The 19,499-nt window shown below is 69.6% G+C and carries 15 protein-coding genes and 2 pseudogenes; 12 read left to right on the forward strand and 5 right to left on the reverse strand.

The features are described from left to right. Nucleotides 1-140 precede the first annotated feature (140 nt). Complete coding sequence (locus AB0M26_RS08055) at nucleotides 141-1,607, reverse strand: regulator (RefSeq protein ID WP_365256308.1); 1,467 nt, start codon at nucleotides 1,605-1,607, stop codon at nucleotides 141-143. Nucleotides 1,608-1,982: 375 nt separating this feature from the next. Here AB0M26_RS08055 and lipB point away from each other — a divergent pair, with 375 nt between their 5' ends. The 4 genes from lipB (at nucleotide 1,983) to AB0M26_RS08075 (ending at nucleotide 5,226) form a co-directional block, all read left to right on the forward strand. Next, complete coding sequence (gene lipB, locus AB0M26_RS08060) at nucleotides 1,983-2,819, forward strand: lipoyl(octanoyl) transferase LipB (RefSeq protein WP_365256311.1); 837 nt, start codon at nucleotides 1,983-1,985, stop codon at nucleotides 2,817-2,819. Nucleotides 2,820-2,952: 133 nt separating this feature from the next. Further along, nucleotides 2,953-3,921 (forward strand): lipoyl synthase, encoded by a 969-nt coding sequence (gene lipA / locus AB0M26_RS08065; RefSeq protein ID WP_365256314.1) that lies wholly within the window; start codon nucleotides 2,953-2,955, stop codon nucleotides 3,919-3,921. A 395-nt stretch (nucleotides 3,922-4,316) separates the two neighbouring features. Beyond that, the gene (locus tag AB0M26_RS08070; RefSeq protein ID WP_365256317.1) at nucleotides 4,317-4,526 is read left to right on the forward strand and encodes a hypothetical protein; all 210 of its coding nucleotides are present in this window, start codon (nucleotides 4,317-4,319) and stop codon (nucleotides 4,524-4,526) included. 10 nt (nucleotides 4,527-4,536) lie between these two features. After that, nucleotides 4,537-5,226, forward strand: a complete 690-nt coding sequence (locus tag AB0M26_RS08075; protein ID WP_365256320.1) for a DUF4191 domain-containing protein — start codon at nucleotides 4,537-4,539, stop codon at nucleotides 5,224-5,226. Nucleotides 5,227-5,445: 219 nt separating this feature from the next. On the opposite strand, the gene AB0M26_RS08080 is transcribed toward AB0M26_RS08075, so the two are convergent. Then, on the reverse strand, nucleotides 5,446-5,913 hold the full coding sequence (locus AB0M26_RS08080; protein WP_365256323.1) for an RDD family protein: 468 nt from the start codon (nucleotides 5,911-5,913) through the stop codon (nucleotides 5,446-5,448). Between the two features lie 246 nt (nucleotides 5,914-6,159). Here AB0M26_RS08080 and glnA point away from each other — a divergent pair, with 246 nt between their 5' ends. After that, the gene (gene glnA / locus AB0M26_RS08085; protein ID WP_365256326.1) at nucleotides 6,160-7,569 is read left to right on the forward strand and encodes a type I glutamate--ammonia ligase; all 1,410 of its coding nucleotides are present in this window, start codon (nucleotides 6,160-6,162) and stop codon (nucleotides 7,567-7,569) included. A gap of 212 nt (nucleotides 7,570-7,781) precedes the next feature. Here the strand turns inward: glnA and AB0M26_RS08090 are convergent. Both AB0M26_RS08090 and AB0M26_RS08095 read right to left on the reverse strand, forming a co-directional pair. Beyond that, a pseudogene (locus AB0M26_RS08090) lies at nucleotides 7,782-7,910 on the reverse strand (site-specific integrase); the annotation flags it as partial. Nucleotides 7,911-7,950: 40 nt separating this feature from the next. Beyond that, nucleotides 7,951-8,049, reverse strand: a pseudogene (locus tag AB0M26_RS08095) (IS5/IS1182 family transposase); the annotation flags it as partial. A gap of 217 nt (nucleotides 8,050-8,266) precedes the next feature. Here AB0M26_RS08095 and AB0M26_RS08100 point away from each other — a divergent pair. Next, the gene (locus AB0M26_RS08100; RefSeq protein ID WP_365256329.1) at nucleotides 8,267-10,117 is read left to right on the forward strand and encodes a hypothetical protein; all 1,851 of its coding nucleotides are present in this window, start codon (nucleotides 8,267-8,269) and stop codon (nucleotides 10,115-10,117) included. Nucleotides 10,118-10,653: 536 nt separating this feature from the next. Here AB0M26_RS08100 and AB0M26_RS08105 read toward each other — a convergent pair. Then, nucleotides 10,654-11,610: a GNAT family N-acetyltransferase gene (locus AB0M26_RS08105; protein WP_365256332.1), complete on the reverse strand. Its 957-nt coding sequence runs from the start codon at nucleotides 11,608-11,610 to the stop codon at nucleotides 10,654-10,656. Nucleotides 11,611-11,995: 385 nt separating this feature from the next. On the opposite strand from AB0M26_RS08105, the gene AB0M26_RS08110 reads away from it, so the two are divergent. The 6 genes from AB0M26_RS08110 to AB0M26_RS08135 all read left to right on the forward strand — a co-directional run bounded on the left by AB0M26_RS08110 (nucleotide 11,996) and on the right by AB0M26_RS08135 (nucleotide 19,388). Then, nucleotides 11,996-12,370, forward strand: a complete 375-nt coding sequence (locus tag AB0M26_RS08110) for a VOC family protein (RefSeq protein WP_365256334.1) — start codon at nucleotides 11,996-11,998, stop codon at nucleotides 12,368-12,370. A gap of 252 nt (nucleotides 12,371-12,622) precedes the next feature. Continuing rightward, nucleotides 12,623-13,642 carry a glutamine synthetase gene (glnII, locus tag AB0M26_RS08115; protein ID WP_365256337.1) on the forward strand — a complete coding sequence of 340 codons (1,020 nt, stop codon included), beginning with the start codon at nucleotides 12,623-12,625 and terminating at the stop codon, nucleotides 13,640-13,642. 564 nt (nucleotides 13,643-14,206) lie between these two features. Then, on the forward strand, nucleotides 14,207-14,941 hold the full coding sequence (locus AB0M26_RS08120) for a winged helix-turn-helix domain-containing protein (protein WP_365256340.1): 735 nt from the start codon (nucleotides 14,207-14,209) through the stop codon (nucleotides 14,939-14,941). A gap of 407 nt (nucleotides 14,942-15,348) precedes the next feature. Then, entirely contained in the window at nucleotides 15,349-16,611 is a 1,263-nt protein-coding gene (locus tag AB0M26_RS08125) for a sensor domain-containing protein (RefSeq protein WP_365256342.1), read from the forward strand. A 171-nt stretch (nucleotides 16,612-16,782) separates the two neighbouring features. Continuing rightward, nucleotides 16,783-17,430, forward strand: a complete 648-nt coding sequence (locus tag AB0M26_RS08130; RefSeq protein WP_365256345.1) for a response regulator transcription factor — start codon at nucleotides 16,783-16,785, stop codon at nucleotides 17,428-17,430. A gap of 158 nt (nucleotides 17,431-17,588) precedes the next feature. After that, nucleotides 17,589-19,388 (forward strand): DUF1996 domain-containing protein, encoded by a 1,800-nt coding sequence (locus AB0M26_RS08135; protein ID WP_365256348.1) that lies wholly within the window; start codon nucleotides 17,589-17,591, stop codon nucleotides 19,386-19,388. Nucleotides 19,389-19,499 lie beyond the last annotated feature (111 nt).

Here is a 19,499-nt window from a genome sequence, read left to right on the forward strand (position 1 = left end):
GCACATGAGCCCGTGCCGCTCCCGGTGCAGGCCGACCGCCGCAGGCGCCCTCCGCTGCCCGCCGGACGCCGACCGCCGACCACTGACGGCCGCAGGCGCTCTCCGCTGCCCGCCGCGGCCCAACCTCCCACCGCTCGGGCTCAGTTCAGCACGGACACCCGTTCCCGGAACGACCGCACCGCGGCAGTGTCCTTGTACGGCTCGAGCCTTCGCTCGAATTCGCGCACGTACTCCGCGGCACGGGTCGACCGCATCTCCGCCGCTTGCGCCGCGGCCTCCGCACCAAGTACGCATGCCTGGTCCAGCTCGCCGAGGCCGAGCCGCGCGGAGGCCAGCACGACGCGGCAGAACAACCGGCTCCTTGCGTAGCCCACGGCGCGCAGTTGGAGCGAGCGCTCCGCGTGCTGGGCGGCGGCACGGTACTGCTGAAGGTCGCGGTGGCAGTGGCCGAAGTCGTCGGCGAGCTGCGCCTCGTCGAAGAAGCGTGCCCAGTGCGGCACTTCGTCGCCCGGCTTGGCCTGCTCCAGGGCACGCTCGGCGCGCGCCAGCGACGCCGTGCAGGCCCGGACCTCGCCCATGACCGCATGCCCGCGCGCCTCCACGGCGTGCAGCAGCGCCTGCACCACGGGAGGGGGGCTGCTCCCGGCACCCTGCTGAGCGACGCGGGCGAGCTGCACCGCCTCCCGCCCGTGCCCCAGATAGACCGCCTGCCGGCTCATCGTCAGCAGCACATAGGCGCCGTAGTGCCGGTCGCCCGCCGCCTGCGAGAGCCGCAGGGCCTGGACGAAGTAGCGCTGGGCCAGTCCGTGCGCGGCGATGTCGTACGAGGTCCAGCCCGCCAGCCGGGTCAGGTCCGCGACCGCCGCGAAGAGCCGCCGCCCGGTCGTCTCGCCGTACGAGCCGCGCAGCATCGGCTCGGCCTCGTGCTCGAGGTAGCGCACCAGGGCCTGGCGGGCGTGGCCGCCTCCGTACGCCTGGTCCAGTGTGCGGAACAGCTCTCCGACCGAGCGGAGGGCCGCGATGTCGCCCGCGGTGACCTTCTGGCCGGGCTCGGTGGGCGCCGTCTGCCGTTGCCGCGGCACAAGGGGGCGGCCGCGTACGGGCGGCCGGGCCGCGGTCTCCGCGGGTGGTGCGGCCGGCGCGGACTCGGTGCTGCGGGCCACCTTGTCGTCGGGGCGGCCGATCAGCCAGTCCCGGCTGGGCACCACCAGACTGGCCGGAGTGAAGGCGATCTTGCGGAGTTCGGCGTGACTGCCGGAGTCCTTGCGCCACAGACCGCTGACGATGTCAACGGCCTCGGCGGGCGAGGCGGCGAACTCCAGCCCCGCGTAGACGGGTCCGCAGGCGTCGAGCCCGAGGTCCTGGGCGGACAGCCGCCGGCCCAGGCGGCGGGAGAACACCTCGGCGATCAGTGCGGGTGTCGTGCCGCGCGGCTGCTGCCCGCGCAGCCAGCGGGTCACCGAGGTCTTGTCGTAGCGCAGGTCGAGACCGTGCTCGAGGCCGAGCTGGTCGACTCTGCGGGCGAGCCCGGCGTTGGAGAACCCGGCTTCTGCGATGAACGCGGCGAGCTGACGGTTGGGAGTGCGTTGCTGGGGTCGATCCGTCATCGGCTGTGCGGTCTCCTGCCTTCCGGGCTCGGACGCCCTCGTGGAACGGCGCGAATTTAGCGGCCCGCGCAGGCGTTGCCTGCGCCGATGTCGTGCATTCATCCGATCGTGTGAGCACCTGCCGCGGGGACGACAGAGGCCTTGGTGACGCGGCCGTTCCGCCCGGGCCCTCGGCCGCAGGCGGCCCGCTCCACCGCCGCGCGAAGCCGCGGGCACGGCCTTCCGGCGCCGGATCCGCAGCCGCCTGGGGAGCGGTGGCGGGGCCGCCGTACAGTGGCATGGGCGCGTTCGCGCCCGGGAAACCCGGGAAGCCGGGAAACCCGGGAAACCCCGGAAAGCGGGATGGCGCCCGGGAAGCGGGAAAGAGGAGCTGTCGTGAGTGAGCCGCGGAGTGATGAGCCGCGCGAGCTGCGCTTTGTCCACCTTGGCTTCGGGGAGGACGCCGTCGAGTACCAGGAGGCGTGGCAGGAGCAGCGCCGTGTGCACGCGGCCCGGTTCGCCGACGAGATTCCGGACACCTGCCTGCTCCTTGAGCACCCGCCGGTCTACACGGCCGGGCGGCGTACGGAGGAAAGCGAGCGCCCTCTCGACGGGACGCCCGTCGTCGACGTGGACCGCGGCGGCAAGATCACTTGGCACGGCCCGGGCCAGCTCGTCGGCTACCCGATCCTGAAGCTGCCGCGCCCGGTGGATGTGGTCGCCCACGTACGCCGCCTCGAGGAGGCGCTCATCCGCACCTGCGCCGCGTTCGGCCTGGAGACGACCCGGATCGAAGGGCGCAGCGGCGTCTGGGTACTGGGCGACCCGGTGGAGCAGCGGACGGCCCTCGGCGGCCTGTCGCTGGACTTCGATCCCCGGTCGGGCGTTGGCCCCTCCTCGCCGAAGGCGGGCGAGGAGGGAGAATTCGACCCGCGCCTGAGCGGCCCCGAGTACGCCCCGTCCAACGCCGGACAGCGCCGCGAGGACCGCAAGCTCGCCGCGATCGGCATCCGCGTCGCCAAGGGCGTGACGATGCACGGCTTCGCGCTGAACTGCGACCCCGACAACACCTGGTTCGACCGGATCGTGCCCTGCGGCATCCGCGACGCCGGTGTGACATCGCTCTCCAACGAACTGGGGCGCCGGACCTCCGTCGCCGAGGTGTTGCCGGTGGCCGAGAAGCACCTCAGAGCGGTGCTGGAAGCGGCGGAACCGCTGCCGCGCGCGGTCTGACGTCCACCGGGCGGGCCGCGGGAATGCGCCCCCTGCCCTCGCGGTTGCACGGGCGTAAGAGCGTACGAATGACGGGCGTACCCTGGTGTTCGCCGAAGAATCGAATGCCGCGCTAGCAAAGGAAGTGCCGGACGTGTCCGCAGTCGCACCCGACGGTCGCAAGATGCTGCGCCTGGAGGTCCGGAACAGCCAGACCCCCATCGAGCGCAAGCCGGAGTGGATCAAGACCCGGGCGAAGATGGGTCCCGAGTACACCGAACTGCAGAGCCTGGTGAAGCGTGAGGGCCTGCACACCGTGTGTCAGGAGGCCGGCTGCCCCAACATCTACGAGTGCTGGGAGGACCGCGAGGCGACCTTCCTCATCGGCGGCGACCAATGCACGCGGCGCTGCGACTTCTGCCAGATCGACACCGGCAAGCCGCAGGCCCTGGACCGCGACGAGCCGCGCCGCGTCGGCGAGTCCGTCGTGACCATGGACCTCAACTACGCGACGATCACCGGCGTTGCGCGCGACGACCTCGAGGACGGCGGCGCCTGGCTTTACGCGGAGACGGTGCGGCAGATCCACTCGATGACGGCGGAGCGCGAGGCGGGCCGTACGAAGGTCGAGCTGCTGATCCCCGACTTCAACGCCGTCCCCGAGCAGCTCGCCGAGGTCTTCTCCTCCCGCCCCGAGGTGCTGGCGCACAACGTCGAGACCGTGCCGCGGATCTTCAAGCGGATCCGGCCGGCGTTCCGCTACGAGCGCTCGCTCGAGGTGATCACCAAGGCCCGTGAGGACGGTCTGGTCACCAAGTCCAACCTGATCCTGGGCATGGGCGAGGAGCGCGAGGAGATCAGCCAGGCGCTGCAGGACCTTCATGACGCGGGCTGCGAGCTGATCACCATCACCCAGTACCTGCGGCCCTCGGTCCGGCACCACCCGGTGGAGCGCTGGGTGAAGCCGCAGGAGTTCGTGGAGCTGAAGGAAGAGGCCGAGGAGATCGGCTTCTCCGGCGTGATGTCCGGGCCGCTGGTCCGTTCCTCGTACCGCGCCGGGCGCTTGTTCCAGCAGGCGATGGAGCGCCGCGAGGCCGCGGTGGCGTCCCGGCAGGCGGTCTGAGCTGTCGGTCGAGAAACCGGCCTGAAGCGGTCGGCCCGAGCGGTCGGCCGAAGCGGTCGCTGAGTGGCCGGCCTGAGTGGCCGGCCTGAAGCGGTCGGCCTGAGTGGCCGGCCTGAAGCGGTCGGTCGAGTCGGCCCGAGCGGTCAGGGGGGTTCCGATGGTGCCCGCCCAGCGATCACCGGCCACCCCGCCGGTCGCCACCCGGAGCAGCCCGCCGAGCCCTGTCGCCTCCGATCGGTTGCGGCCGTCCCCCGTTCGGAGCGCATCAGAATGTGGCGGCTCCGCGCGTGGGTTTCATTGGTGATTGACCGCTCGGTCACGTCCTGGTAACACCCATCCATGAGTCTGGTGGGAACCGTGATCCCGCCCCAAACGCCGCGAGGGGGACTGACGTCATGCAGGCCGCGCCCGTACGCGCCACCGCCATCCCGACCTTCACCGAAGCTCTGCGCGCCGTCGAAGCAGTGCTGATGCGCAACGGTCAGCGAACCGCCCGCCGCAATGCCTGGAACGCGGTCCTCGAGGACCGGCGCCGCGCCAGCGACCGCCGGGAGGCCCAGCACGTACTGGAGGCCGTGGCCCACCGCGCTCCCCGGGCCACGTAGACTCTGGGGCATGGCGAGGCAGGAATCATCCGAGAATCCCGGGCGTCTGAAGCAGATCGCCCTGACGTACCAGATGACCAAGAGGGTCGACTCCAAGGTCGGCCTTGTGGTCGCCGCTGTGGGAATCGTCACCCTCGGTGTTCTCCTCGCGATCGGGTTTGCCATCGGGCACCCGGTCTACCTGGGTCTGCTGGGCTTCCTGCTGGCCTTCCTCGCGATGGCGATCATCTTCGGACGCCGTGCCGAGCGAGCCGCCTTCGGTCAGATGGAGGGCCAGCCGGGCGCCGCGGCCGCGGTGCTGGAGAACGTGGGCCGGGGCTGGACGGTCACCCCCGCCGTCGCCATGAACCGCAGCCAGGACGTCGTTCACCGCGCCGTGGGCAAGGCGGGCATTGTGCTCGTCGGTGAGGGCAATCCGAACCGGTTGAGGAGCCTGCTGTCGTCCGAGAAGAAGAAGATGGCGCGCATCGTCGTCGACGTGCCGGTCCACGACGTGATCGTGGGCGACGGCGAGGGACAGGTGGAGCTGAAGAAGCTGCGCACCACCCTGATGAAGCTTCCCCGCGTACTGCCCGGCGGCCAGGTGACCGTCGTCACCGACCGGCTGCGGGCCATGGGCGACCTCATGAGCAACATGCCGCTGCCGAAGGGCCCGATGCCCAAAGGGATGCGGATGCCGCGGGGCGGAAGGATGCGCTGACCGCGGCGCTCGCTCAGCCACGCAAGGGCGGACGAGTCCTGCCCACGGCTCCCTGAACGTACGAGGTGGGGCGGTCCGGAACCGGGTTCCGGACCGCCCCACCTCGTCGGGTCGGAAGGACCGGAGGGAGAGACTCACCCCGCTCGCCGGAGCCGCCAGTCCCGCTCGCCGCGTCCGCCCGCCCCGGATCCGATCCGGACCTGCACGGCGCCTTCCGGATCAGATCCGGACCTGCACGGCGCGGCCCAGCCGGTCGTGCAGGCCCCGTCCGTCGCGGTCCCAGATCAGGGCCGGGATGAGCAGCACCAGGGCAACGGACCGCACGAGCACCCAACCCAGCGGCAGCCGCGCACCGTCCACGGAGATCACGCGCAGGCCGAGCAGCCGCTTGCCGGGAGTACTGCCGATGGTGCCCACGGTGAGCACACTGAGGACGAGGAAGACCAGCAGCGTCACATTGCCCGCGGTCTGCTGGTCACCGCGGGCGAACAGCCCGTACGTGATGAGGCCGCACAGAACCCAGTCGATGAAGAGGGCCCCGAAGCGCCGCCCGAGGGGCGCGATCGAGCCGGGTCCCTCCTCGGGCAGCCCGAGCCGCTTGCCCCGGTACCCGAAGTCGACGCCCATGTCCTCGGCGGCCGCGCGAGGGCCGGAGAGCCACGATCCGATTGCCTGCCTCTTGTCCACCCGACCACGGTACTGGGACCGCATACGGTCTCCCGCGCGCGGGGCAGCAGGTCAAACCGGATCGCTCGGTGTTTTATAGGGGTATACGGTCCGGCACAGGGCAGGCCCTCCGGTTAACCTCGGCGAAACAAACGGGTCATGCCCGGGAAATCCCGGAAACCTATGGTCGGGCCAGCGTGCCACCGCACTGGCCAACGCGACCGAAGCAATCCCGCCCCTCCCTGGCGGCGGGCTAGGAGGAGTTGGATGTTTCAGAACGCCGACGACGCGAAGAGGTTCATCGCGGACGAGGACATCAAGTTCGTAGACGTCCGGTTCTGCGACCTGCCCGGCATCATGCAGCACTTCACGGTGCCGGTGGAGGCGTTCGACCCGGGCGAGCAGCTGATGTTCGACGGCTCGTCGATCCGCGGCTTCCAGGCCATCCACGAGTCCGACATGGCGCTCGTACCGGACCTGTCGACGGCCCGCGTCGACCCGTTCCGCCGCGAAAAGACGCTGAACATCAACTTCTTCATCCACGACCCGATCACCGGTGAGCAGTACAGCCGCGACCCGCGCAACATCGCCAAGAAGGCCGAGGCCTACCTCGCCTCCTCCGGCATCGCGGACACCGCGTACTTCGGTCCGGAGGCCGAGTTCTACGTCTTCGACAGCGTGCGCTTCGAGACCAAGTCGAACGAGTCCTTCTACCACATCGACTCCGAGGCCGGCGCCTGGAACACCGGTGCCCTCGAGGACAACCGCGGCTACAAGGTCCGCTACAAGGGCGGCTACTTCCCGGCCCCGCCGGTCGACCACTTCGCCGACCTGCGCGCCGAGATCACCCTGGAGCTGAACAAGGCCGGCCTGCAGGTCGAGCGCCAGCACCACGAGGTCGGCACCGCGGGCCAGGCCGAGATCAACTACAAGTTCAACACGCTGCTCGCCGCCGCCGACGACCTGATGCTCTTCAAGTACATCGTGAAGAACGTCGCCTGGCGCAACGGCAAGACCGCGACGTTCATGCCGAAGCCGATCTTCGGCGACAACGGCTCGGGCATGCACTGCCACCAGTCGCTGTGGAACGGCGGCGATCCGCTCTTCTACGACGAGACGGGCTATGCGGGCCTGTCGGACACCGCCCGTTACTACATCGGCGGCATCCTCAAGCACGCGGCGTCGCTGCTGGCCTTCACCAACCCGACGGTGAACTCCTACCACCGTCTGGTCCCGGGCTTCGAGGCCCCGGTGAACCTGGTCTACTCGCAGCGCAACCGCTCCGCGGCGATCCGTATCCCGATCACGGGCGCCAACCCGAAGGCCAAGCGCATCGAGTTCCGCGCGCCGGACCCGTCCTCGAACCCGTACCTGGCCTTCTCGGCGCTGCTGCTGGCCGGTCTCGACGGCATCAAGAACAAGATCGAGCCGGCCGAGCCCGTCGACAAGGACCTCTACGAGCTGGCTCCCGAGGAGCACGCGGGCGTCCCGCAGGTCCCGACCTCCCTCCCGGCGGTGCTCGACGCCCTGGAGGAGGACAACGAGTACCTGCAGGCGGGTGGTGTCTTCACCGCCGACCTGATCGAGACCTGGATCGACTACAAGCGCACGAACGAGATCGCGCCGATGCAGCTCCGGCCGCACCCCCACGAGTTCGAGCTCTACTTCGACATCTAAGATCGCCGCAGGTCAGGGCGGGTTTTTGCTCTCCTGGGCCGTCTGTGGGCCGTCGGCCGTGTTCTTCCGCTCTTCTCGGAAGGCACGGCCGACGGCCTCTTGCGTGGGTGCCGCTCAGGCTGCGTCCGGAGCCCCGCCCCTCGTCTCCCTCCTCGCCCTCCGGGGCCGCCCCGAATGCACCAGCGATGGCCTTCCGCGCGGCAGCGTGTCCAACGACCCTGGCTGTTCGGCATCAGGTCCGTGTGCGTGCGGAGCGTGAACCCCGGATCGGAGTGACCGAGGTACTCGGCGAGAGTATTGATGTTCTTCCCGGAATCGAGCAGCGCGGGCGCGTACTGGTGTCCGTCTTCGCACTGACCTTGCCCAGAGCGCGAACGACGCAAGTGTGACCGCCGCTTCGTAGGAAGTGGCGGTCTTCTCGTATCTCGTAGCGATGTCGCGAAAGCCCCTGAGTCGCTTGAAGCAGCGTTCGACGATGTTGAGGCATTGTCCGCGATGATCCGGTCGGGTCTGCGCCCTTCTCCTAATCGCCCCAACTGAACCGGGGCGGCGAGGTCGTCACGCTCTCGGAGGGGAGAAAGGGCAGTTGGGCCATTGGGGTGAGGAACGCAGAAGGCCCCATGACGGAAAGATGCGGAGCAAGGTTGTGGAGGCGAGTAGCGGATTGGATCACTTATCAAGGCAAGGAGGTCCCAAGATGCGCGCGCCCAGAAGTGCGACAGCCACGATGCTGGTCCTGGCAGTAGGCGGATGGACAGCAGTAGTTGGCTCCGGAACGGCATTGGCCGAGACCGGCCCCACCGGCGGGAAGACAAAGGCCAGGGCGGAGGGAGGGGCCTCCACGGGCGGGGCTGTCTTCCAGCAGAACCTTGCGCAGTCGTCCCGGCAGAACAACAACTGCAACAACCCCAACGCCGAGAGTGCGCCCATCTCGCTCACCAGTAGCCGGGTAACGGGCCGGTGTGTGACCAGCGACGGCTCCCTGACCGCGTTCTCCCGCATCAACAACGGCCCCGCAGTAGCCCAAGGTGGCTCGGCGGCCATGAGCCTGGCCCAGCAGAACACCGCCCAACGCGGCAGGCAGAACAACAACTGCAACAACCCCAACGACGCGGAGATCCCGGTGACGGGCAGTCGGGTGGATGGCCACTGCGCGGACCAGGACGTCTCCTTCAGCAAGCACACTCTTGTCAAGGGTGGCGGCGCCCGCGCCGAAGGCGGCTCCAGCACAAGCGGCGAGGTGTTCCAGCAGAACGTTGCCCAGGAAGGCCGGCAGAACAACAACTGCAACAGCCCCAACCCCAACCCCAATCTGCTCGGGACGGAGGGGAGCCGGTGGGTGGGACGTTGCAAGAACAAGGACCGCTCGTTCAGCAAGCGCACCCGCATCAAAGGCGGCGGCGCCCGCGCCGAAGGCGGCTCGAGTTCAGACCTCGACGTGGGACAGCAGAACGTTGCCCAGGAAGGCCGGCAGAACAACAATTGCGCCAACGGCAACGAGGAGGCCTTCGACCCCTTCGAGGCGGGGCGGATTGATGCCGGGTGTGGAAACAACGACGACTCCGTGTCCAAGCACGCCTGGGACAAGCACAGGGGCGCCCTTGCCGAAGGCGGCTCCAGCACCGGCGCCGACGTGGCGCAGCAGAACATTGCCCAGGAAGGCCGGCAGAACAACAACTGTTCCAACTCCAACGACACGACTATCCGCGTGGATGCCAGCCGTCTGGAGGAGCGCTGCCAGAACAAGGACGGCTCCCTGGCCAACCACACCTGGAGCAAAGGCGGCGGCGCCCGAGCCGAAGGCGGCTCCAGCACCGGCGCCGACGTGGAGCAGCAGAACATCGCACAAGAAGGCCGGCAGAACAACAACTGCCACAACCCCACCAGTGACTCGGACATCGAAGTCACAGGGGGAGCCGACCGAGGTACGTGCCGGAACCACGATGTCTCGGCCGACACTCACACGCACTACCGCTGGGGCGGTGCCGAAGCCAACGGCGGCACTACCAGCGGCACCGTAAACCAACAGAACGTCGCCCAGGGGGGCCGACAGAACAACAACTGCAACAATCCAAACCTCGTCGAAGTCACCGTGACGGAGGGCCGGGTGAGGGCACGTTGCACAAACAAGGACCTCTCGCTCAACCGCGAAACGTACGTCAAGGGCGGCGGCGCCCGAGCCGAAGGCGGCTCCAGCACCGGCGCCGACGTGGAGCAGCAGAACATTGCCCAGGAAGGCCGGCAGAACAACAGTTGCAGCAACCCCAACGGGGGCAGCATCGACTTGACTGGAGGACGTCAAGGGGTGAGCTGTAAGACGGTGGACGGCTCCGCCAACCTCCACACCGCCACCATCGGCGGAGGAGCCAAGGCCAACGGCGGCACAGCCACGGGCGAGCTCTTCCAGCAGAACATCGCCCAAGAAGGCCGGCAGAACAACACCTGCAGCAACCCCAACAACCTCACCCCCACCGCCACAGGCAGCCACACGCAGGCCAAGTGCGTCGCCGTGGACCACTCGACCAACATCGCCACGATCAACCGGTAACCGCCCCGACGCAGCGGCCGCTCCACAGACCTTGACGCCTGGTGGGCGCGATGCGAGCAGCACGCCGCGCAGTCCGATCGCTTCACAGGGGCCCGCGCTGAGCGCGGGCCCCTCGTTCTTTCTGGAGAGAGATCCTCACGTAACACGTCGGCATTTGGTCCACCGCGAGCGCGTTGGCCGCCCGAAGCCCTGGGAACTGCGCCGGCAAGTCGGCGAGCGCCCCACTTCCGTAGCTTCAAGCTCAAGCCGCAAGCCGCAGGACGCCGGTCGGGGTGTCGGATTGGGTGACCGCGCTGCGCGACCACCAGCGATTCGTCGAGGAAACGGGCTTTCCCGCAGTGGAGTTGAGGTTCCTCGCACTCGCCTTTCTGTTACGCGCACGTCACTGGCTATGTGCTCATGAGGTACCCCACAGGTGGAGGTACCAGCGGGTCAGCCCGACAGATCCGGCTCAACGGCGATGGACCCTGCCTCGACCAGCACACCGTGGGCGACGAAGACGCCGCCGTGCCGAGGAGGGGCGCCGCCGTATGGACTCAGGGCCGGGTGAGGTCCCGTTGGTACTCGACCGTGTGGTGCGTCGGTACGTACCCCAATGCCTCGTTGATCGCGCGCATCGGCAGGTTGTCGTCCGCCGTGTCCGTGACCAGTCCTGCGAGGCCGGGGTGGCGGGCGCGTGCGTCGCGGATGGAGGCCGCCTTCATCCAGCGGCCGAGGCCGCGACCGCGATGCTCCGGCAGCACACCCGTGCCGTAGTGGAGGCCGTCGCCGCCGCCGTCACCTGGGACGACGAGTTCGGTGAACCCGGCGATCGAACCGTGACCGTCGCCGCTTCCGCCGCCTTCGCCGCTCTCGCCGGCGCCGCTTTCCTCGCCGCCGGAGCCGGAGGCGTCGACGACCGCCGCCACCGTGTGCAGCAGGTCGCCACGGCGGGCGACCGCCTCGGCCACCGCCCGTACGCGGTCCACGTCCCAGGTCACCGTCCCGTAGTCGGTCTCCCCCATGGGCATGTCATCCATGGCGCGGCGTGATGCGGCGAATGTCTTCGCGAGGTGGTCGGGGACGGTGCCGTGCCAGGACACCAGCCGGTAGCCGGGGCGATCCTCCCCGGCGATCGCGGTGATGACTGCCGGGTCCACGGCGGTGAGAGGGAGGCGCGCGATCGTCAGGGCCATGACCGCGCGGAAGCCGTGGGCGGCGAGGAAGCGGTCGCCGGGCGAGCCCTGTTCGGCCTGGGCGACGACCGACCGCCGGCCGTCGTCGCGGGCGGCGGTCACGGCCGCGTCGAGCAGCAAGGCACCCGCGCCCCGGCCGCGCTCGGCCGGGTGGACACGGACGTCCAGTTCGGCGAGATGGTTCTGGCCCGGCCTGGTGAACAGACGCAGGAACGCAGAGCCGACCGGCACTCCCTCGGCGTCGGAGGCGAGCCACACCAGGCGGCGGGCGGACGAGGTGCGCTCGGGGTCGGTCAGGGGGGTAATACGCAAGGACACGGTGACTCCATAAGGAGGTGGCGAATGATGTCGGAACCGGGGCTCGACAGTTCGGCACGCGTGCGCATCTGCTGCACACCTCCTCCTGACCGGGGTCCGCCGGGGTGGCGGACGGCTCGGTGACGCTAGCCCGGGCTCGTCCGCACCGGCAACGGATTTTCGGCGCTGGGCGTACGGGTCAGCCTCTGACGCCCCGCGTCCGCTTCCCGGCGACCCCCCGGCCGGACGACGTCCGGCGTGCGGGGTCCGCCCCGGCCCGTGACTGTCGTACCCCCGGTCTACGCTCGGCCGCGTCGTCGTCATCGAGACCGGACGGCTGCGACGCCGGCCGCTGACCGTGGCCGAGGCGGACGCGTCCGGCATGAGAATGGAGAGGTGAGCCGTCGTGATCGGCACATTGCAGTGCGTGGTTCTGGACTGCCCGGACCCTCAGGCGCTGGCCCGCTTCTACAAGGGCATTCTCGGCGGAGACGTGGACAAGCCCGTGCCCGGCTGGTCGCTGGACGACGACTGGTCGACTCTGCACACCGGCGGACAGGTCCTCGCCTTCCAGCGGGCGCAGGACCACCGGCCGCCTCGATGGCCGGACCCCGAGCATCCGCAGCAGTTCCACCTCGACGTCGGGGTCGCTGACCTCGACCGCGCGGAGCGGGAGGTGCTCGCCCTGGGCGCCACGCTACTGGACGCCGGGGACGGCAGCCGGAGTTGGCGGGTCTACGCGGACCCGGCGGGACACCCGTTCTGTCTCGTACGGGAGTGAGGCGGGCGGCCGCTCACCGCCCCGCTCTCGATGCACCATGTCCGGTTCCCTCCCGGCCGCGCCCCAACGGTGCACCGGGGCAAGGCTGCGACGTCGTCCCGGTACCGCCGGTTACACCGCTTCGAACAGCGCTGATCACCGGGGAAACAACCGGTTCACCTACGAGCAACCGACGGGAAATCGCGGATTGCGAAGCTGCGCCCTTACGCCCCCGAAGCCCACCGCTCGGCCTGCCGAGAGAAGGACCCGCCCGTGACCTACAAGGCCGAATACATCTGGATCGACGGCACCCGGCCGACCGCCAAGCTCCGTTCCAAGACGAAGATCCTGGCCGACGGCGCCGAGCTGCCCGTCTGGGGCTTCGACGGTTCCTCCACGAGCCAGGCCGAAGGCCGCTCCTCCGACTGTGTCCTGAGGCCCGTCTTCTCCTGCCCCGACCCGATACGCGGCGGTGACGACGTACTGGTGCTGTGCGAGGTCCTGGGTACGGACATGGAGCCGCACGTCACCAACACCCGGGCCGCGCTGCGGGAGACCGCCGAGCGCTTCGCCGCTCAGGAGCCCGTCTTCGGCATCGAGCAGGAATACACGTTCTTCCGCGGCAACCGCCCGCTCGGCTTCCCGGAGAACGGCTTCCCCGCCCCGCAGGGCGGCTACTACTGCGGTGTCGGCGCCGACGAGATCTTCGGCCGCGAGATCGTCGAGGCCCACATGGACCGCTGCCTGCGCGCCGGTCTCGGCATCTCCGGCATCAACGCCGAGGTCATGCCCGGCCAGTGGGAGTTCCAGGTCGGTCCGCTGTCCCCGCTGGAAGTCTCCGACCACCTGTGGACGGCCCGCTGGCTGCTCCAGCGTACGGCCGAGGAGTTCGGCATCACCGCCACGCTCGCCCCCAAGCCGGCTGAGGGCGACTGGAACGGCGCCGGCGCGCACACCAACTTCTCCACCCGGGCGATGCGTGAGGGGTACGACCCCATCATCACCGCCTGCAAGGCGCTGGGCGACGGGGACAAGCCGGAGCTGCACGTCCAGAACTACGGCATCGGCATCGAGTCCCGACTCACCGGCCTCCACGAGACGGCTCCGTGGAACGAGTTCAGCTACGGCGTCTCCGACCGCGGTGCCTCTGTTCGCATCCCGTGGCAGGTCGAGGCCGAGAAGAAGGGCTACATCGAGGACCGGCGCCCGAACGCGAACGTCGACCCGTACGTGGTGACGCGCCTCATCGTGGACACCTGCTGCACCGCTCTGGACAAGGCCGGACAGGTCTGACGCCTGGCTCCGGCCGGCCTCGGCGCCCGGACGTCCCTGCGGGGGCGGGCGGGCGCCCAGCCGTGCCATCACCGGACGTGGACGATCCGGGTGTCATGCTGCGCGACGACTGCCAGGTGCCGGGCGCTGCCAGGTGCGGGCGCTGCAAGGTGCCGGGCGCTCGCCGCGTGGCCGGAGCCAGGCGTCAGAGGCGGGTGGCACCAGGGTGTTCCGTATCACCACGGTTCTCCGTATCACCTGGTGGGCGACGGGCCACGTCCGGGAACCCTTCTGCTTCAATAGGGCCATGGCCACCTTTCGGAACACGTCGCCGGGGCGCAGCGACCTCGAGCCGTTCTGGCCTTCCCGGCAGAATCACGACTTCGACCGGGTGTGTTGCCGCGCGTTCTTCGCGCAGGCCCCCTTCTGCCGCTGACCCGGCGCCGCCGACGGCCCGGCTCGCGCTACCGCCGATCCGCCCGGCGCGGCTTCCCGTCAGCCGCCGGTCCTTCTGAACGCACCGGCACAAGGCCCGCGCGCACGACGTCCACCGACGACTTCTCGCGCGAAAGAGCTGAGTTCACCATGACCAACTCCCGTTCTCTGTCCGCCTCTTCCGTGGCCCGCACCACGGCCCCCGTGTCCTCCTCGCCCGTTCCCTCCGGCGCCGCTTCCGCGACACCGGGCAGGCACCGGCTCCGAGCCGTCGACCGTGACGAGGTGGTCGATCTCCCGGACTTCCTGCCGCCCGGTGCCACCTGGTTCCCGGCACCGCAGCACACGGTGCCGGCACTGCCGGGGCGGCCGCCGATGGTCGGCTATCTGGTGCTCGTACCGGCCGACGAGCCGAGCGCGCAGCTGGCTCTCGCCCCGGGGGGTACGGCATCGTCGGCGGAGGTCGACTCCGCCGACAAGGCCTTCGTCAACAGCGCCTTCGTCAACGGCGCCTTCGTCAACGGCGCCTTCGTCAACAATCCCTCCGGACCCGGCGCCAGCGGCCTCGGGCGCGGTCCCGGCACCGACGCGGCCGGCGGGCCAGTACGGATCGACGAGGAGCGGCGGACGGTTCACCTCGACGGCCGTCCGCTGGACCTGACGTACCTCGAATTCGAGCTGCTGGCCCATCTCGTCGCCCATCCGCACCGGGTGCACAGCCGCGACCACCTGGTCACCACGGTGTGGGGCTACGGCCACATCGGGGACGGCCGCACAGTGGACGTCCACGTCGCCCGCCTCCGCCGCAAGCTGGGCGCCGCCCACCGGGAAGCGATCGTGACGGTACGGCGAGTGGGTTACAAGTACGTGCCGTCCGCGGTCTGACGGCTCGCCACCCGCTCGCCCGCCCGTACGGGGTGAGCGAGCGGGTAGCCACCGAGCAGCACTCTCGGAGGGGAACCGGAGCCGCACCGCGAAGGAACTGCCTGCCGCGCGACGGGAGTTCAGGCTTGGCCCGCGGGCGTTCCAAGGCTGGGGCCCCGACACCGGACGTCGCTTCTCGCGCGCCGGCCGGCCAGGGCTCGTACCGTCCGCGCCGAAGGGCGCCCCGGCCTCCGGCCCCCCGAGGACGGCGAGGCCCGCGAGGTCGGCGACACCGGGGGCCGGGCAGAAGGTGGTGCTACCTACACCTCAGGAAGTGGGGAACGACCCCGTGACCCCGCCCTCCCCCCGCGGCCAGACTGAGGCCTGCCCGAGGTACGGGTGTACGGCGCAGTCCGGGGGTCGGTGGCATGAGGAGAGTGCGGGAGTCGCTGCTGGCAGCGGTCCAGGGACTGGTGGTCTCGATCGGGACGCTCGCCGGTTCGATCACCCTCTTCGTGCTCGCGGTCCTGTCGATCTCCTTCATCCTGCTGGGTGTCGGTGTATTCACCACACCGCCCGCGCTTGCCGCCGTACGCCTCTGGGCCAACCAGCGCCGCGTCACCGCCTACCACTGGGCCGGGATCCGCGTCCCCGCTGCGTACCGGCCGCTGCCGCCCGACCTGCGGGGCGGTGTCGTCGGGCAGGTCGAGCGGTGCATCCACCTGCTGAAGGACCCGGCGACCTGGCGGGATCTGCAGTGGCTCCTCGTCGACATGACGGCGGGATTCGTCACGGCCCTGCTCCCGGCCGCCCTGCTGTCCTACGGGGTCATGGGCTTCGTCGTGGTGGCGGGTCTCTGGCGGGTCTGGGCCGGCTGGGGCGGCAACTGGTACGGCTTCGTCCACGTCACCGACCAGACGTCCGCGGCCGGGGCGGCCACCCTGGGGGCCGGGTTCGTCGCGCTGAGCCTCCTCGTGAACCCGGTGCTGCTGCGCGTCCACTTCCGGATGTGCGCCGCACTGCTGTCGCCGACGAAGGCGTCGTTGGCCCAGCGCGTCGAGCACCTCACCGCCACCCGGCACGACGCGGTCGACAGCTCGGCGGCCGAACTGCGCCGTATCGAGCGGGATCTCCACGACGGAGCCCAGGCCCGGCTGGTCGCCATGGGCATGAGCCTGGGGACGATCGACGCGCTGCTGGAGAAGGACCCGGCCCAGGCGAAGGTATTGCTGGCCAAGGCCCGCGAGTCCTCCGCGGAGGCACTGACCGAGCTGCGCGATCTGGTGCGCGGCATCCACCCGCCGGTTCTGGCGGAACGCGGCTTGGGCGATGCCGTACGGGCCCTGGCGCTGCGCATGCCGGTCCCGGTGGAGGTGTCGGTCGAGCTGACGGGCCGGGCCGAGGCGCCGGTGGAATCAGCGGCCTACTTCGCGGTGAGCGAGGTCCTGACGAACGCGGCCAAGCACGCCGAGGCGGACCGGGTGTGGATCGACGTGCACCACGACGCCCCGTCGGGGATGCTGCGGATGGCCGTCACGGACAACGGGCGCGGCGGGGCGAGCCTGTCTCCGGACGGGGGGCTCGCCGGGGTGGAGCGGAGGCTCGGCACGTTCGACGGCGTCCTGGCGGTCAGCAGCCCGCCCGGGGGCCCGACGATGGTGACGATGGAGATCCCCTGTGAGCTGACCTGACGCGACCCCGGGTCGCCGACTGCGGGCTCACGCGAACCCGGCCCCCGGCAATGGCGTCCCCCCTTGAGTAATGCCGATTGAGTGGTTCCGGCCGAGGGCGGACGGGCCGGTGGCGGCTACGGTGGCCGCTCTGGACCAGCAGGACGAGGAACGGAACCGGGGGAGATCACCGTGCGGGTTGTCGTCGCGGAGGACCTTTTCCTGCTCAGGGACGGGCTGGTGCGCCTGCTCGAGGCGTACGGCTTCGAGATCGCCGCGGCCGTGGAGAGCGGTCCCGAGCTGGCCCGGGCCCTGGCAGAGCTCAAACCGGACGCGACCGTGGTGGACGTCAGGCTGCCGCCGTCGTTCACCGATGAAGGACTGCAATGTGCGCTGGCCGCACGGCAGAGAACCCCCGGGCTGCCGGTGCTGGTGCTCTCCCAACATGTGGAGCGGTTGTACGCACGTGAGCTTCTGGCGGATGGAAACGGCGGGGTGGGGTATCTCCTCAAGGACCGGGTGTTCGACGCGGACCAGTTCATCGACGCGGTGCGGCGGGTGGCGGCGGGCGGCACGGCGATGGATCCTCAGGTGATCTCGCAGTTGCTGTCGCGGCGCTCGCAGGACCGGCCGATCGGCGGCCTGACCCCGCGGGAGCTCGACGTCATGGAACTCATGGCGCAGGGCAGATCGAACACCGCGATCGCGACACAGCTCTTCATCACCGAGCGGGCGGTGGCCAAGCACACCTCGAACATCTTCGGAAAGCTGGGGCTGCCGCCGTCGGACGACGACAACCGCCGGGTATTGGCCGTTCTCGCATATCTCGATCAGGGGTAGGCGGGCTGCCGGGATTGACCTGACCTGCGGGCAATTGCTGTTGGCGAATCCCACGAACCTCATACGTCACTGAACACGGCGGAGCGCGGGCCCGTATGAAACGGAGCTTCTCCGAACCGGGAGGCCCCCCATCTTCCGGAACGACGTAGAGGGGTTCCATGAAACTCACATCGCACAAACGCTCCCCAGTGGCAGGAAGGGCCATCGCCGCGGCAGCCGCCCTTCTGCTGGGAGGTGGCGGACTGATCGCCGTCAATGTCTCGGCCAACGCCGGCCAGGGGGGCGACTCCGCTCAGGAACAGCCTGTCGGAAACGCCTCCACGATCGACTGTCCGGAGGTGCGGGACCAGATCACCGAAGTGCCGCAGCAGGCGCGCGAGGAAGTCGACCGCAATCTCGCGCTGATGGACCGGCAGGTCGGCGAGGCGTACCAGAAGATGGTGCAGAACCGGCAGGCTGCCCAGGAAGACCCGAACTGGGTGCAGAATTCCGTTCTCGGGCCCCTGGAGGACCAACGCTCCGCCGCGATCGACCGCATCTCGCAGGCCATGAACAATCAGGCCATAAACAACCAGGCCATGAACGACAGCGGCGACGGGGCGGACAGCGGCGACGCGACCGACAACAGCGGCGGCGCGATCGACAACGGCGACGCAGCCGACAACGGCGGCGAAACGGCCGACAACGGCGGCGCGACCGACAACGGTGATAACCCGGAGTACGGCGGCGACACGGCGGACAACGGTGAAGCCCCGGACAACGGCGGCGACACGGCCGACAACGGTGAAGCCCCGGACAACGGCGGCGACACGGCCGACAACGGTGAAGCCCCGGACAACGGCGGCGGCGCGACCGACAACAGCGGCGGCGCGACCGACAACGGCGGCGACGCGGCCGAGACCGGCGGAACCTCCGACAACGGCGGCGGCCAATGGTCCGGGGACCTCGGCGGTATGGCCGAGTGCCAGATCCAGGAGGGCGGCGCCCCGCAGGACGGCCAGGACCAGGGTCAGGACGGTGGCCAGGACCAGGGCGACGGTCAGGACCAGGGCGACGGCGGCCAGCAGGCCGGCGGGCCCTCCCCCGAGGACTTCGTCGACATCACCCAGGTCGAGCCGAACGTCCAGGAGGCGCAGGAGCAGGAAGGGGCCTCCACCGGCACGTTCACCACCGACTGCGGCGTCAATGAGAACGGGAACCGCAATTCGGACAACGTCATCGTCGCTCCCGGCGTGAGCAACGGTGCCCAGCACACGCACGACTACGTGGGCAACCAGGAGACCGGTGGCTTCGTGTCGGACGATGATCTCGCCAACGGTGAGACCAGCTGCCAGAACCAGGGCGACCAGTCCACGTACTACTGGCCCGTGCTGCGCGTGCAGAACGGCGTGGACGAGCAGGACGCGAACGCGCCCGGCGGTGGCGCGGACGGCAACATCGGCGAGATCCAGACGCCGGCCCAGGCGGACATCAAGTTCGTGGGCAGCCCTGTCGGCGATGTCGTGGAGATGCCGCGCTTCCTGCGCATCATCACCGGTGACGCGAAGGCGTTCACCAACGGTGACGCGAACGCCAACGCCTCTTGGAGCTGCACGGGCTTCGAGGACAAGGTGCAGCTCAAGGACAAGTACCCGCTGTGTCCCGAAGGCGAGCAGGTGGTGCGCACGGCCAAGTTCCAGAGCTGCTGGGACGGTCAGAACATCGACAGCGCCAACCACCGCACGCACGTCGACTTCGCCAATGAGGACGGCTCCTGCGACAACGGCTTCCAGGCGATTCCGCAGCTGCAGATCCGGCTCGTCTACGACGTCGCGCCGGAGCCCAACTTCGCGGTCGACTCCTTCCCCGACCAGCTCCACAAGCCGATCACGGACCACAACGACTTCATCAACGTCTTCTCCGAGGACCTGATGGCGGAGGCCGTGTCCTGCATCAACGAGGGCAGGGACTGCACCTGATCCCTCACCCGTGACAATCGAGTAGGAGGGCCGGGTCGCCCGGCCCTCCTCTCACACCACCGGACATGCGGGCCCGCATCCGGCGGTTCACCGAGCTGATCTCAACCGTTG

Source organism: Streptomyces sp. NPDC051776 (assembly GCF_040681345.1).
In the GTDB taxonomy this organism is placed as follows: Bacteria; Actinomycetota; Actinomycetes; order Streptomycetales; family Streptomycetaceae; genus Streptomyces.

Coding starts and splice junctions, on each gene's coding strand:
- glnA (WP_365256326.1), top strand. CDS start 6,160: ATGTTTCAGAACGCCGACGACGCGAAGAGGTTCATCGCGGACGAGGAC.
- AB0M26_RS08055 (WP_365256308.1), bottom strand. CDS start 1,607: ATGACGGATCGACCCCAGCAACGCACTCCCAACCGTCAGCTCGCCGCG.
- AB0M26_RS08070 (WP_365256317.1), top strand. CDS start 4,317: ATGCAGGCCGCGCCCGTACGCGCCACCGCCATCCCGACCTTCACCGAA.
- AB0M26_RS08075 (WP_365256320.1), top strand. CDS start 4,537: ATGGCGAGGCAGGAATCATCCGAGAATCCCGGGCGTCTGAAGCAGATC.
- AB0M26_RS08120 (WP_365256340.1), top strand. CDS start 14,207: ATGACCAACTCCCGTTCTCTGTCCGCCTCTTCCGTGGCCCGCACCACG.
- AB0M26_RS08100 (WP_365256329.1), top strand. CDS start 8,267: ATGCGCGCGCCCAGAAGTGCGACAGCCACGATGCTGGTCCTGGCAGTA.
- AB0M26_RS08125 (WP_365256342.1), top strand. CDS start 15,349: ATGAGGAGAGTGCGGGAGTCGCTGCTGGCAGCGGTCCAGGGACTGGTG.
- AB0M26_RS08135 (WP_365256348.1), top strand. CDS start 17,589: ATGAAACTCACATCGCACAAACGCTCCCCAGTGGCAGGAAGGGCCATC.